Below are 15,145 nucleotides of genomic sequence, written 5' to 3'. Positions count from 1 at the left end.
GATCTCTTATTGTTTGATACGGAATTGCCCCGGCATGATTAGTGAATCCCATCCAGCCAGGTCGGCAGGTTTCACATTTTCCTTGTTGCCGTTGAAATTGAAGGTGGTCGGTTTATATGGTCCGACAAAATTGATGTCATTGTCGGGTTTGATGTCCTTTTCCATTTCCATCGACCAAAAGACCGCATTGATCAGCATCCTCCTGAAACCTTCATTGAGTATATCCTCCGAAGCTCCGTGCGTCGTGGCGAAAACCCGGCCGGTCGAACCCGATTCGAGGTTATAGCTTCGCACCCAGGCCACCGGCAGCAGTTCCTTGGATTTGTCTGTTTCCGCGTCAGGGGTCATGCCGTTCAGCACCTGCCCGCGCGCCAGTACCATGCCTTTGGGATAAGCCGTATATCCGCCCGACTGTACCCACATATCTTTCACGCCTCTCAGGACAGGATGTTCCCGCCGGTCGTCTTCGATGAGTAAACGCGACGACTGGGTATGGTTGGCCCCGTAATGCGAGACCCAGGTCTCGCCAAGGATAAATTCACCGAAACCCTGTTTCCAGGCTTCCTTGGGGCCATTGTAGTCATAAGAGTAATGCTCCCATTTGGCATTTCCGATATTGTTGAAAGCGTGCGTAGAGGTTCTTAACGCGACAACCGGCCCGCCCCTTTTCAGGTAATGATCGATGTGCTGCATTTCTTCATCCGGGAAGTCGGAGAAGCGCGTGAAAATAAACATCAGGTCGGCATCGTCCAGTACGTCCAGGCCCCTGAGGTCGTTTCCACCCGGATCGATATGTCCGTTCTGATCCAGAGCGAACACCACGGTACAAGTAAACCCGTAACGTTTGGCTAAAATACGCGCCAGTGCAGGCAGGGTTTCTTCCCCGCGGTACTCGTGGTCCGAGGCTACGAACACGATCTTCTTGCCCAGTCCCGGTCCGGAATCGCCCTGGTAGGTGACCCGGTATTTTTCAAAATCACCGTCACCAACCGGTCTGGCTTTCATCGTTCCTTTCATCATGGCCCAATGGCCCGGAAAGGAGCAGATATACTCGTAATCTCCCGGTTTTGAAGGGGCCATAAATTTAACGACGTCTGTTTGTCCGCCTTTTACCAGCTTCGTGGCGGCGAGTACATCCTTACTTTCGGGCACATAATTCTTCGCAAAGCCATCGGCCATGGTTCCTGCCAACTCTCCAATTTCCTTCGCCTTACCAGGATTGAGAACCACCACATTATGCGGCATTGCATCCGGGTTTTTGAAGGTGATCTTCACAGGCTGGCCTGCCAGGACTTTGAATTCATTGATATCGAAACGCATCTGCTCGGCAATGGAATTGATCGAGACCTCAACCATCTGGATGTTTCTCAATGCATTATTGATCTTCGTTTTTTCAGGCGCGGGCAGCCTCATGGAAAGCTTGTACATGAGATCCGTCCCGTTTTTGAATGTATCCTGGTCCCTGTCAAACGGCGGGATGCTTTCCAGGTTTTTGAGAATGTTGTCTGCAAGATCCCGGATCTTATCAACCGATAGTCCTTTAAGGTCCAGGCTGCCGATGGTATTGATGACAGCCCCTCCCATTTTGCCTTCGTTCAGAAGCTGGGCAAGATCATTCAGTGCATTTTGCTGGTGCGATGGCATAGTCAGCAATGTAGACATGGCCAATTGGGCCAGGCTTTGCTGCGGAGCCATTTCCGCAATAAGCAGACCCGTGTAAGGGTCAGGCTTTTTATTGCCTTCCTTTTTCAAGACCACCTCATAATTGTCGTTCAGGACCTTGATGGTGAAATTATCCAGCAGCTCGGTGCAGCAGTCTTCCCGGTTCCAGATGTTGATCTGGCTGATGTTATATGATTTGCCCAGGTCCACCTCCCACCATTGGTTCCAGAAAGTTTCGGTCTGGGTATAATTATCCGGGTTCTCTCCTTTGATGCCATCGATTGCTCGGTCGGCAGATCTGCCGCCTACCACACCTGATTGCCTTGCCTTGGCGCCAATGGCCACATTTTTTCCGCCACTGATCACCTCTACTTCTGCAAGCGACAATGTTGCGTCGTTGTAAGGGAGTATGATGTACACATATCTTCCCATGATATTGCTTACCCCCACTTTCGCATCCAGGCCTGCCGCCTGTCCGTTTAAAAGCGCCTTTACGTCCTGATAACACGCATCCCGTTGCGCCCCGTCGGGCAGTAGCTGAATGGCATTCAATAGAGCCGCCTTGCCTTTCGGGCTGGACGCTACCTGGCCCAACAGGCTGCTGACAGGAATTCCGCCATGCAGCAGCGCACCTGCCGCGCCTGCACGGGCTTGTCCGTTCTGGCTTTCATTCAGCAGAAGGGCGGTCAGGGCAGCTTTATTTTTGATCACTTCTTCCTTGGGAAGCTGCGCCAGCATTTGATAAAGCACCGGCGTAACAGCCTGTTTTTTACCGATCAGTTCCAGCAAAATGGCCGCTTTGCTTTTGCCGGTAAGCTTGCGGATATTCTCAACCGCATCAGAGCCGATACCGAAGGGGATCTGCCCCTGCGCTAACAGCAGCCTGCTGATCTGCTCATTTTGCTTGATCAATGCGATCTCGGTCGGCGTGCCGTGTTTCAGTACAAATGCAGTCCCAGACCTCGACAGTTGTATGCCTTTTTTTAACGCCTGGCGCCAATAGGGATCCAATGTTTTCCGTGCAGCCGCGATCTGTTCATTCAATTGTATATCAAGCGGGTATTCCTCCGAGGCCATCATAATCTCTGCCCCTGCCAGACTTTTGAACCCTGTTGCTGCCTGGATAGCCTGGGCACGCACCAGCGGTTCGGGATCGCCTATGGCCTTCTTGAGGATTGCAATCCCGTTGTCCACTTTCGGGCCCCAGTGTCCCAGCGTCCGCACGGCTGCCGACCGTGTTCTGGCATCTGAAATGCTGAAGACTTTTTCAAGCAAAGCCTTGTTGGGGACGCGGTGCATTTCATATATCCATAGACATTCGAGCAGAGGCTGGTAATCGGCTGGCTTTTTGGGGTCCAGTCCCGCGCTGAACTTGTCTACCGCCGCCAGCACTTCGGGTGTTGGCCGTCCTGTCAGTTCAGTTCTCACCCTGTAACGCGTTCCGTTTTGCTTCGACCGGAGGTTTTTAAGTATTTCTCCAACCGGGGCACCCTTCATTCTGGCCGGCTTCAAAAGCGGACGGTCTTTGGCTGTCAGCCTGTAAACCCGGCCATGGGTATGGTCACGGCCCGGATCGCGCATGTTGTGCTGCATATGCCCGATGAGCGCATTTTGCCAGTCGAGAATGTAAAGCGCGCCGTCACCGCCGATATCCATGCCGCTCGGACGGAAATTGGGGTCGGTGGATGAGATCAGGTCACCCGTTTCGATGGCGCGAATGTCTGCTCCTTCGTACTTAAAATCGTGTCTTTTGATGCCCTGAAAACCGATGACATTGGCAATAAGCAATTGCCCGTTGTATTTGGCAGGGAAATGTTCGCTGGAAAGAATGCCGATGCCCGGCACAGGCCTCACCTTCTGTTCGTAAAGCTGCCTTGCCCCGAAGCCCTTTCCGATATTGACATAGTAACCGGTGCCACCTGTCGCGTCGGTGACGAACTGGTAACCCCATTGGTCGAACACGTCGCCATGCGGATTGGGGCCAACGGGGAAATGGAAGCTGAATTCAAAGGTGAGCGGATCAAAGCGATAAACTCCATCCGAGGAAGAGCGAAATGGGCCATAGGGAGTTTCAAGGGCCTTTTTATTAAAAATCCCTCTTGAATAATACAATGCACCATCGGCGCCTAGCTGAAAACTGTTCGCGCTGTGGTGTGAATCGGCGCTCGACAAGCCGTCCAGCAGCCGTATTTTATAATCCGCCACATCGTCCCCGTTTGTATCTTTCATGTAGTATAAAACAGGAGGCGCCGCCACGACAACCCCGCCATTCCAGAATGCAAACCCGGTGATGCTGTTCAGACTGTCGGCAAATACGATGGAGCGGTCGGCTTTGCCGTCGTGATCGTCGTCCGGAAGTATCAGAAGTTTGTCATTCAATTCGCCCCTGGGGTTCCAGTGCGGATAGGTTGGCCAGGTAACGACCCACAACCTTTCGTCGGCATCAAACGCCATTTGCATGGGATTGATGAGATCGGGAAATTGTTCTTCGGAGGCAAACAAATTGATTTTTAGATCGGAAGGGATCGTCATTTTGCCAATCGCCTCCTCGCCTCCCAGGTACTGATAAGGTGCGGTCCGGGGTGTTTTCACGCCCGATTCATATGATTTCACAGGCAATGGTTCGGGCAGGTTGCTATCGTCCGGTTTGAGCCTCGGGTAAGCCAGCTCCGATCCGTCCTCGGCCAGTTTCGGCCTGGTTTTATTGAGCTGCCAGATGATTTTGTCCCGATTGCTGGTCATCACATCAAACATTTCCATTTCGCGCAACATCACATCACGGTTGGTCTGTCCTTCCCAGCTCAGCCACGAACGGCCTCCGTATACGTTATAGCCATCTGTAGTACGGTAACGGTTGAACCAGTGAAAATCCTTGTCTTTCACGGCGGTATTCAGCGCGGCAATTTTCTGCTTTTTGCGATCGGGTGCGGGACCAAACAGGTCGGTGTCTATCGCGTCGGCGATTGCTTTATTGCCCTTATTGTTAAAATGAATCCCGTTGATCGTAAACGGATCTTTTCCTTCATTGGCGAGATATAGCTTTTTGGTAACGTTGAACAAGTCGACGAAGGTAACCCCTTCGCTAGCCGCCACTTCGGCCATTGCCTTGGTGTACAACTCGATGCGCGCGTTGTTCTCTTTTCCGTCGGGCAGGAACCGGGTTTTAAGGTTTTCGTTTGCAATAGGAGAAAAGAGGACCAGTTCGGGGGCTGATTTGCCATTATACTTCTGTCCCTTACTGTGTTTGACGAAATCTGTGAGGTCCTTTTTAAACTGCGGCAAACCATTCTCTCCGGCAAAAGACTCGTTGAACCCAAAAAATGCGAAGATGACGTCGGCCCCTACATGTGTAAGCCATTCATCCGGCGTGCCGAATGCTTCTTCGCGCTGCCGGAGCACTACTTCGTCAGCAGAAAATCCCAGGTTGCGAAAACTGAGTTCCTTTTCCGGAAAACGGTATTGTATGTACGTTTCGAGCCATCCGTCCTCCTGCATGCGGTCGGCAAGCGTATTGCCGATCAGCGCGATGCGGCTTCCTTTTTTTAATTCAAATTTCGGCGGGAGAACATGGCCTGGACGATGTTCACTTGTGATGAAACTAACAATCATAACGGCCATAACAGCCAGCAGCAACATCCGAAAGGTGTTTTTCATAAAAGTCGTAAGAATGTGGTCGTGATATGGGGTTAGGCCTTGGGCAGCTATTGATAATACAGATTCTGTCTGCCTGAGACATGCTCACAACACCGGATTATTTTGCCCTGAGTTTGATGACCGTGTCCAGGTCGTCCCAATGATCATTGCCTGTCAGGGTGATCAAAATCCCTGAATCTGTGGTGGCGAGCTTCACTCGATGTTTGTTTTTTATCAATGCTGCAGAATCAAATTTTCTGTTGTCTGCCGGGGCTGGCAATTTCAGCGTTTTCCCTGCCGGTTTGACCAGAATATGAAGATAGGTGTACCTGCCGTCGGCGGATTGGGTGGCAACCCCTCCCCAGGGCAGATTGGAAATCCTGGTTCCTTCCGGGGAAGGGAATGCGGTGCTGGTCGCGACATTTTTTATACTTTCGCCAACTGGTGCGATCAGTGCATTCAATTTTCGATATGTTTGTTCAACGCCGGTCTCCCAGTTCCCGTCCGGATATGGGGAAGCGGCCCAGGCGACCCCGCCTCCGTGACTGACTGCCGCCTGAACAACCGTGTACTTATACATAGTTTCTGCGGAAAAACGCTGTTTACCGCCGCTGGCCCACCAAGCCCCCTGCGATTCCGTGGCCAGCAATGCTGCGAGTGAGTTATAACCCCACCAGGAATTCACATCATCCATGCTGGCGGCTGGCTGATATTCATCGAACCAGAGGTTAAACCTGGGATCATTTAATTCCTTTGTACCAAAATCACAGCATTCATTCCTGGGACCATTGTCGATCAGAAATGCACCCGGATTAAATTTCAAAACCGTATTCCTGAGCCTCAGACGGTCCACCTGACCGGGAAATCCTCCATCAAAAAAATAGCCGTCGATGTCCTTGCCATATCTCTCGCCCAATTCCTGGTAAATGTCGCTAACGAAATTATTCCAGATTTTGTAATGCCCGGTTGAATCGTTCCATCCGGTTGTAAGTTGATCAGTCGCCGAGAAATCCATCCCGTCGGAGGGGTGCGTGTACAAAATCAGCTCGATTCCTTTTGGCTTTAATGCAGTAATCAGGTCCCGGATCACGTCCCTGTGAGATGCATGACGTCCGTCCTTCCGCCACTGGCCCATTTTTGAACTGGGATAAAGCACATTCATGCTGCAATGCCAGGCGGTGAAAATGACATACTCTACACCAAATGATTGAAGGTCGGCAGCAAACTTTTCGGCATCAAAACCATCTGCCAGCTCGTCAAGATGATCCGGTACACGCCCTCCCTCCATGCGGGTCACCGGATAAGCGTTTCCGAATGCGTAGTGTACAAACAAACCGTATTTATTTTGAGTAAAATCCTTTGTCCCCCTATTGGAAACCTGCGCAAGCAGATTGAAACTGATCAGTGTAACGAAAACCATGGGTGTGAGGACCAGGAACACTTTCCGTATGCAATGGGCTGTCATTTTAACCATAATTCTTAAAGTACTATTTGACGAATCGCAATAAGACGGGGTAATCTTTGACAAAAATACCCTTCAGCACCATGCCCTGGCCGTTAACCGAAGTTTCGAGTTCCTGCTGCACCCCATTTGCGCAGTCGTATGCGACCACGGACCTGTACCTTCCCTCCACTGTAATCTCTGCCACCTGGGGCTGGGAATCATCTTTTGCATAGCCAGGCGTCCATACGGCGACTACCCTTTCGCCGGCACGTTCGAGCGTATAGAATTCCTTTTCAGCGATTCCGCTGACCTGGACATCAAAATGCGCCGAATGAAGCCCATTCAATGCGGTGGAAAGGTTACGTGTCACATAATAACCCGCCTGCGGCTGCAAAACCGAAACCGGATTGGCGTGGAAAGTCCGGCGCAGCAGGCTCAGATCCATGGAATAGGTGCTGTTCCAGGTTTCACAGAAAAAAGAGCCCATATCGAGTGCAGTATGCAGGACCGAAAGCCTGGCGATGTATTTTGCCTTATCCAGCTCGGTATAATTGAATTTCCCCCACCATACCGGCTGCGTTGGTGCAGGATAAAAAGCGCTAAAATTCCACTCAGATGCAAAAAATTGTCCCTTGAAGCCTTTCCCCGCTGCCCATTTCTTAAAAGCCAGCACGTCATCAGCGTATCCCCGAAAACGCCTGCTATCCGCATCGGGCTGATAGAATGGGTGCCAGCCGACGATGTCGACTTTGGCGCCCACCGCTGCCACGGCTTTCATTAAAACGGATTCGGTTTCCTTTTTTTTTATTTCTTCCGGGTTCCAATCGGCAAAACCGTGCAAAAATCCGGAGACGGAGCCCAGCATGATTTTGGCATTGGGCGCTTCCTTTCTGATGATCGGGATGGTCCTGTTCACGATTGCGATATACTGATCATAATTCGGCTGCGCTCCCCAGTATTCGGGAATGTCCCATTCATTCCAGATCTCAAAAACCTTTACCCGGTCTTTAAAATGGCGAACAATAAAACGTACATAGCGCTCCCAGGCAGCCAGCGCCTCGTCAGTTATCGGGGGTGCGGGGTTTTCGTGGTACAATTCCCAGAGCTGCGGAAGGTGACGGGCCGGGTCCCGCTGCGTGTACAGGCGATTGCCAAATGCAAGCACAAAATCGATATCGATCCCATTTTGAACCAGGTAGGAAATGGAGGAATCGGCCTCGGAATCGATTTCCAGCCGACCTTTCACTTTCTCCACCCAATGCCAGTTGATCGGGTCGTCGTGGTATCCTACCCTAGCCCATTTCAATCCCAGATCTTTGTGAATTGGCCACAGCCAACGGTGCTCCTCGCGGGTTTGCCCCGGATTATGTTCTGTTGAGCTGACCGTTATCCCCGCTCCTTTGCTGAGCAACGCGGTATTTTGCCCGTTGATATCCCTGATTTCCAGTTCCGAAATGGAGAAAGCGTGATGCCAGTTCTCTACTTTTGGCAGATCCGATCCGATGACCCAGATCTGCTTGGCCCTCACCGGACCAAATGAATAGGCAAATTCCTCAGCATCCGATTTATCCATCGTTTTACCATCAAAAACCGTTTTCCAGTTGATGCCGTCCTGGCTTGTTTTGATTGTCAGATGACCTGGAATGCTCCTGCCCACTTCCACGGCGTCGGGCAGCGGAGACACCATTCCCACCTTCCCGCGGATAAATTCTATTTTCCTTTTTTTCAGCACGACTCCTTCTATCGATTTTTCAAAGGGAAGGTCAATGCGGATCCAGGCCGCTTCGGCATCGGGTTGCGGGGTGGTTTTGCTGGACCAGCAGGTCTGGTTGTCGCCATCGATCAGATGTACCGGTTCCAGGGGGAGATAGTCATTGGCCACGGTACGCGGCATACGCGGGGTAGTCGCCCCCAGCCCATTGAACCCAATTTCCCTGCTTTCCCTGGGATGCACCTTCACCATTGGATTCCTGTTCCCGACCTGCATTTGGGGATTGTCTACCAGGTCCGGGCTTTCGTCGAGTATGTCTGTGTAGCCATAGGTGTGTATGGGAAGTCCGTTGGCGGTTTTTCGCACATACGGCTCTGAAAACATGGGTATCCCCTTGGATTTTAAAGTCCCCACAGATTTGTAATGCATTACCCCGGTCCTCGGGACGTTCTGAGAATAGCTGTGGCCAACCCCGATGACAAACAGAAGCGGTGCCGCAATTGACAGTATATTTTTCATAACTGGGAAATCTTTATTCACTTTCTCTATTTCCGTTCCGCGACTCCCGTCCGATCCCAGACATTAACATGTCGTGTTCTGAGCCAAGCTCGTGTCTTACTTACCCGCGCTGGACGTATAAAGGTTGAAAAACTGGTCCAGCTTAGGCGTAATGATGATTTCGGTGCGACGGTTCAGGCTACGGTTCTCGTGCGTATCGTTTGCGACCTTTGGAAGGAACTCCCCGCGGCCACCCGCGATGAGACGAACCGGCTCCACACCATATTTCTTTTGCAGCGCGCGGGCAACGGATGTAGCGCGCAGCACACTCAAATCCCAATTATCTGCTATCCGGTCTGTGGAGATCGGCACATTGTCTGTATGCCCCTCGATCAGAATCTCTATTTCCTTGTAGTCATTGAGAATTTTGGCAACTTTCGACAGCACTGTTTCAGCTTTGCCGTTGATCACCGAACTTCCTGACCTGAACAGCATTTTATCTGAAAGCGACACATAGACTACCCCTTTTTTGACCTCGATCTGAACATCCTGGTCACTTACATCCTGCAACGAACGCTTCAGGTTAAGGACCAGCGCCATGTTCAGGGAATCCTTACGTTGTAGGCTGGAATGCAGGCCGCGTATCTGGCTTCCCTGGGAATCCATCATGGCTAATGATTTTTTGATACTTTCAGACCCTTCCTTGCTGATCACCGAAAGGTCCGACATACGGTTGAGCAGGTTGTCGTTATTATTCTTTAAAAATGCAATCTGCTCTTCGAGCTCCTTGATTTTTAAGATCCTGGCCGCCAGTTCATCATTTTTTGATTTTAAGTCGCCGTTCAGCTTTGCGCTCCTGCTATCGCAGTCATTCAGGTCCGCCCTGACCTTGTCCAGTGCGATCTGAATTTCGTTTGCCTTATTCTGGGCAGTAAGTAACTTTTTCTTGCTGGCGCAGGATGCCAGTACGAACAGTATCGCGACGGATAGAAGGATATTTTTCATCATCTGTTTAATGGTCATTCAAGAGTTTGAGTGAAATGTCGTCACGATGCTTTCCCGATTTTGAACAGAAAGTCGGGCTTCACATCCTTATGCCGACGATTTTGCATGCGGTCAATGATCCGCCACGGGCCAAATCACCCGCAGCAGATCGCTGACCCGTACTTTTATTTTATTTCGCAAGATTTGGATTCAGCAGCAGCTCGCCATCCGGCAGCGGAGCGAAATAATTCGCTTTGGTAGGTGTCACCAGCAACGGAATCTCGGCCGGATCGCGGTTTGCAGCCGCTTTTTCGACGCCCTCTGTGCGTACCAGATCGAACCATCGGCTGCCGTTTGGTTCCAAACCGGCAAATTCCCAACCGCGTTCCGCAATGACTGCATCCCGGAATGCTTCTTTTGACAATCCTGCGGGCAAGTCTGTCAGACCAGCTCTTTTTCTGACCTGATTGATCGCCGCATAGGCTGTCGCATCAGGTGCGCCGCTCATTGCTTTGGCCTCTGCATATACCAGCAACACTTCCGCATACCGGATCAGCTGACTGGTACGGCTCGAGTTCCAGTCAATGTAAACCCAGGGCTTGTTCCAGTCGTAACCATCGATCTCCACGTATTTCTTATAATAGGGATGTTTTTGTTGTAACTGGGTCCAGTCCTTGATGGTTACGGTTTTGTCCTTGTTCTCGATGGGAAACTTAGTCCAGAACGTAGCATCTTTCCTTGGCCCTTCGGGAAACGCTTTGTAAAAATTCAGCTCGGCGAAGTAATAGTCCCACCCGGAGTATTCCGATGGCGCCCCGCACAATGGGGCCGACTGGTTCGCGTCACCATTATTGTTGTTATAGAAAAGGCCGAAAACAATTTCATCGTTAAAGCGTTCCTTGGTCCACAAATCAGCAAAATTGGGCACGAGCTTGTATCCCCATCTTGCTGAATTATCAATCACTTCCTTGGCTTTTTCGGCTGCAAGGGCATACTTCGATTCATCTTTGAGCGGGTAGCCTGCCATCGTAAGGTAAACCAGCGCCAGGGTCGATTTTGCAGCCCCGCTGGTCACCGCAATTTTAGCGCGGTAATCCGTCCATGCATCAGGCAGCAATGTTTCTGCCTTTTGCAGGTCCGACACGATCAGTGCATAAACTTCTTTGGCTTCGGACCTTTCGATGTTCGGATGCGCGGTAATATCGGTGATCAGGGGTATTTTGTTATGGATCCTGACGAGGTAAAAATATAGCCAGGCGCGCATAAAGTAAGCTTGTCCGAGCGCGCGGTTCTTTGCTTCCGAATCAGGCACCTTGCCGGAATTCACGATTACGTTGTTGGCATTGTTAATTCCGCCATAAGCATTGCTCCACCAATATCTCAGCCAGGCGTTGGCGCCAGTGGTTTTGAAAACTTCATACTCAATGTGATCGGGCAGCGCCTTGCTGGTGGTAACATCATCGGCCCCGTACATGGCGCAGGTTACGCGTCCGGCACGGTCGTACAGGTTCACCATTTTATTATATATGGGAACAACGGCTCCTTCAAGTTGTTCTGCGGTTGTGTAATAGGTCTCCGGCGTAACCAGTCCCTTTACTTTTTCATCCAAAACCTGACAGGAGATGAAGGAACAGATCAGAAAAGAAATATAGATATACTTTTTCATGTCATTGATCATTAGAAGGTTAAGGAAAGAGCTGCTGTTATCAATTTGGAGGTCGGGTAAACCCCGAAGTCCATTCCTGCTTCCACGTCGCTGCCTCCCGAAGAGGAAACCTCAGGATCGAAACCTTTGTATTTGGTTAGAGTAAAGAGGTTTTGCCCGCTTAAAGTAGCCTTAATGTCACCAATCTTCACAAGGCTTTTTGGGAACAGATAGTACAAACTGATGTTTCTCACTTTCACATATCCTCCATTCTGAAGCCACCTGGATGAGTTCATATAATTGGTATTGGTTGTGCTTACAGCCGGCCACGACGCTCCGGTGTTGGAGGCAGTCCAGATATCGGACGCTTCCCGCAATGTAATCGTTCTTGCGTCGGGGATCAGTACGGCTGCGGACGCATAGGTAATGTTATACACCTGGCGGCCTTGTACGCTCTGCAAAAGAATATCAAGACCCAGGTTCTTGTAAGTGAACGAGTTACTAAAACCCCACGAGAATTTGGGATTGGCATTGCCTATGATATGATAATCGGATGCATCTATTTTCCCGTCCTTGTTGATATCCTCATACTTGGAATCACCAGGCTTGTTTCCGAATGTAAGTGCTTTGTCCGCCTCATTGGCGCCCCAGATCCCCAGGTAGGTCATACCCCAGAATGATCCCAGCGGCTGCCCCGGCTCGATTACATACGGGCTGGTATTCATGACGCCTGCGCCGTAGCTGCCATCTCCGGCCAGGATACGTTTTTCATCCCCCAGGCTTATAACCTTGTTCCGCACCGTCGAAAGGTTGAAATTGATCCGCCATGAGAAGTCTTTGCCCTGGTGAGCCAGATAGTCCGCATTGAGTTCAAATCCTTTATTATCGATCCTGCCAATGTTCTGCAGGGTGCGGTAACCTGCATCATAATCTGGCAGCGATTTGTAAATCAGGACGCCCTTCGTCTGTTTTTTGAAATAATCGAGTGTAACCGAAACCCTGCTTTTGAACAATGAGAAATCCAAACCAACATTCTGCTGGGTGGTTTCCTCCCAGCGCAGGCCGGTATTGGCAGCGCCGTTTGGCTTGGTACCCTTATAAGAAACCGAAGACGCATAAGAATAGGAAGCAGTGCCTAGGGATGACAAGGTAGCATAAGGAGCAATCGCCTGATTTCCGGTAATGCCCCAACTGCCCCTGAATTTGAGATTATCGAAGACACCCAGGTCCTTGATAAACTCTTCCTCCGATGCTACCCAACTGACTGCCATGGAAGGGAAATAGCCCCATTTGTTTTTGTCCTTAAATTTGGAAGATCCATCGGCACGATAGGTGGCTGTCAGCAAATATTTCGAGTTGAAACTATAGTTAACCCGCCCGAAATAAGACTGTAGAGCCGAATAAGAATATCCGCTGCCTGAAGTCACACTGGAACTGCTGCCTAAATTATAATAATCTGTAATCCCCATGGCGGTGGTTGAAAACCCGTTGCTTTCGTTAGCCGACTCTTCGAACCCCGCCAGAAACGATACAGAGTGCTTGTCCAAAAATTTCTTTTCATAGGCAAGCAGTGCATTCAACTGCCAGAACAAGTTGTCGGAAGTGCTTCTGGACGCCGAAATTGCGCTGGAAAGATTTTCGTTCGTAGCACTCCTGACATCGCCGGTGCTTTTGCTGATGCCCGCGATACCGCTGAAAGTCAACCCTTCAATGATCTTATATTTCAGGTTACTATTAATCGTAACGCCCTGGGAAGCATTCTCGGTAAGAAGCTCTTTGGCTAGCAGCACCGGATTTTTGCCAAGCGCACCATATTTATCGACCTTGTTGTAAGTTCCGTCGGCATTGTAGATCGGCTCGGTGGGAGACCACAAAAGGCTTTGATAGATGGGGTTGGTTTTATCCCCTCCATTACCCATATCCGGGTTATGACGCTCGTTTCTCTGCGCATTGACGTCAAAACCCACGGACAGTTTCTGCGTCAGGTCGGCCGTCAGATTGCTTCTGAAAGTCAAGCGTTTTCTGCTGGTATTGATCAGCGTCCCTTTTTCATCTGTGTAGTTACCGGACAAAAGATAGCGGACATTTTTCGCGCCTCCGGATACAGACAGCTGGTAATTCTGGCTCATTCCTGATTTGAAAATCGCATCCTGCCAGTCAGTCCCTCCCTTCGTCGCGAATTCCTGGATCTGGCTATCGGTGTAGACCGGGTTGCCGTAAATGGTGTTGGTAAGCCTGGCGTACTCGGCAGGGCCAAGCAGATCATACTTTTTCCGCACCTTGCTAAAACCAACGTTGCTGGAAAGCCTGATTTGAGGTTTGCCCGCTTCACCTCGCTGGGTGGTGATGATAATCACGCCGTTGGACCCTCTGGAACCATAAATGGCTGTTGCTGATGCGTCCTTTAAAATCTCGACGGATTTAATGTCATTGATATTGACGTCGTAAGTACTTGGAATTCCATCAATGATAAACAGCGGGTCGTTGCCCCCGGAGAGGGAATTGGCCCCCCTGATCCTCACTTTGGCTCCCTGGCCGGGAGATCCCGTCGTATTGGTGACAGACAGTCCCGGGGCCCTGCCCTGCAGTACCTGGGTAAAATCATTCATCGGATGGTTTTTGAAATCGGACGAGGAAATAGAAGAAACCGAACCGGTTATATCCTTTTTTGCAACCGTTCCATACCCCACCACGACCACTTCATTCAGCGATTTGGGATCTACTTTCAGCAATACATCAATGGCTGTTTGTTCGCCTACAATCACTTCCTTCCTCTCATACCCGACGAAACTAAAAACGAGAACCGCATTCCTGTCCGGCACTTCAATGGAATAATTGCCGTTAGCGTCTGAAATGGCACCTCTGGTAGTCCCTTTGATAGCCACATTAACCCCCGGCAAAGCCTGGCCACTCTCTTCGGCTATCCGTCCTTTTACAAGAAGGTCGGCATTGTGTACCAGCATTTTCTCAACCAACTGCGGTCTCAGATCAATTGCCGGGGCCTTGATCTCCGTTTCGATCTGTAAGCGGGTTGTAACGTCCGATGGGCCTGCCTTTGCCAACTGGCGCTTTTTAAGCAGGATTTGCTTCCCGGCAATCTGGTATGAGACGTCGGTATTTTCAAAAAGTATCTTCAAAGCTTCATCAAGAGATCCTTCCAGCTTGATGGACACTTTCCGGTTCACGTCGATCTGCTCGGTATTATAAAAAAAATGATGATCACTTTGTTTTTCAAGCTTGTTCAATACCACCTTTAAAGGCATTTCCCTACTTGAAATCGACACTTTACTCTCCGAAGGCGATCCCTTCGCCTGAAAAGGAAGTGCCTGCATCAGTACAAGAACCAAGGTCAACATACAGGCGCACTTTAATTTGTTCGATTTAATGAGGTTTGCAGCAAGGCCATAGCCCTGATGTAAAGTATTTTTCATACTTTTGGGTTGGTTTAGTAAAAGTTAAAAGCTGAATTAAACCTGAATGCTTTCCGATGGTCTTTGGCGAGATAATGGAAAGCATTTTTTTTGAAACCTGTTTAACTACTCCCGGCAAACAGGGTCAATCGCATGTT

At 50.2% G+C, this 15,145-nt stretch carries 6 protein-coding genes; all 6 read right to left on the bottom strand.

What is annotated here, in order from left to right; genetic code table 11:
• Window positions 1-6: 6 nt before the first annotated feature.
• On the bottom strand, window positions 7-5,316 hold the full coding sequence (locus tag AC1XUF_RS00980) for a PVC-type heme-binding CxxCH protein (RefSeq protein WP_483339692.1): 5,310 nt from the start codon (window positions 5,314-5,316) through the stop codon (window positions 7-9).
• 97 nt (window positions 5,317-5,413) lie between these two features.
• Window positions 5,414-6,769 (bottom strand): alpha-L-fucosidase, encoded by a 1,356-nt coding sequence (locus tag AC1XUF_RS00975; RefSeq protein WP_483339691.1) that lies wholly within the window; start codon window positions 6,767-6,769, stop codon window positions 5,414-5,416.
• Window positions 6,770-6,782: 13 nt separating this feature from the next.
• Window positions 6,783-8,969: a discoidin domain-containing protein gene (locus AC1XUF_RS00970; RefSeq protein ID WP_483339690.1), complete on the bottom strand. Its 2,187-nt coding sequence runs from the start codon at window positions 8,967-8,969 to the stop codon at window positions 6,783-6,785.
• 96 nt (window positions 8,970-9,065) lie between these two features.
• Entirely contained in the window at window positions 9,066-9,953 is an 888-nt protein-coding gene (locus AC1XUF_RS00965; protein ID WP_483340629.1) for an OmpA/MotB family protein, read from the bottom strand.
• Between the two features lie 169 nt (window positions 9,954-10,122).
• The gene (locus AC1XUF_RS00960) at window positions 10,123-11,598 is read right to left on the bottom strand and encodes a RagB/SusD family nutrient uptake outer membrane protein (protein ID WP_483339689.1); all 1,476 of its coding nucleotides are present in this window, start codon (window positions 11,596-11,598) and stop codon (window positions 10,123-10,125) included.
• Between the two features lie 11 nt (window positions 11,599-11,609).
• Window positions 11,610-15,008 carry a TonB-dependent receptor gene (locus AC1XUF_RS00955; protein WP_483339688.1) on the bottom strand — a complete coding sequence of 1,133 codons (3,399 nt, stop codon included), beginning with the start codon at window positions 15,006-15,008 and terminating at the stop codon, window positions 11,610-11,612.
• Between the last annotated feature and the right edge of the window lie 137 nt (window positions 15,009-15,145).

The sequence above is a fragment of the Dyadobacter sp. HNCC25DJ185 genome (assembly GCF_056895195.1).
This window is presented reverse-complemented; position numbering and strand designations above follow the sequence as displayed.

What these genes read in the sequence shown, in the direction of transcription:
- AC1XUF_RS00980 (WP_483339692.1), bottom strand. Translation starts at nt 5,316, where the DNA reads ATGAAAAACACCTTTCGGATGTTGCTGCTGGCTGTTATGGCCGTTATG.
- AC1XUF_RS00975 (WP_483339691.1), bottom strand. Translation starts at nt 6,769, where the DNA reads ATGGTTAAAATGACAGCCCATTGCATACGGAAAGTGTTCCTGGTCCTC.
- AC1XUF_RS00970 (WP_483339690.1), bottom strand. Translation starts at nt 8,969, where the DNA reads ATGAAAAATATACTGTCAATTGCGGCACCGCTTCTGTTTGTCATCGGG.
- AC1XUF_RS00965 (WP_483340629.1), bottom strand. Translation starts at nt 9,953, where the DNA reads ATGAAAAATATCCTTCTATCCGTCGCGATACTGTTCGTACTGGCATCC.
- AC1XUF_RS00960 (WP_483339689.1), bottom strand. Translation starts at nt 11,598, where the DNA reads ATGAAAAAGTATATCTATATTTCTTTTCTGATCTGTTCCTTCATCTCC.
- AC1XUF_RS00955 (WP_483339688.1), bottom strand. Translation starts at nt 15,008, where the DNA reads ATGAAAAATACTTTACATCAGGGCTATGGCCTTGCTGCAAACCTCATT.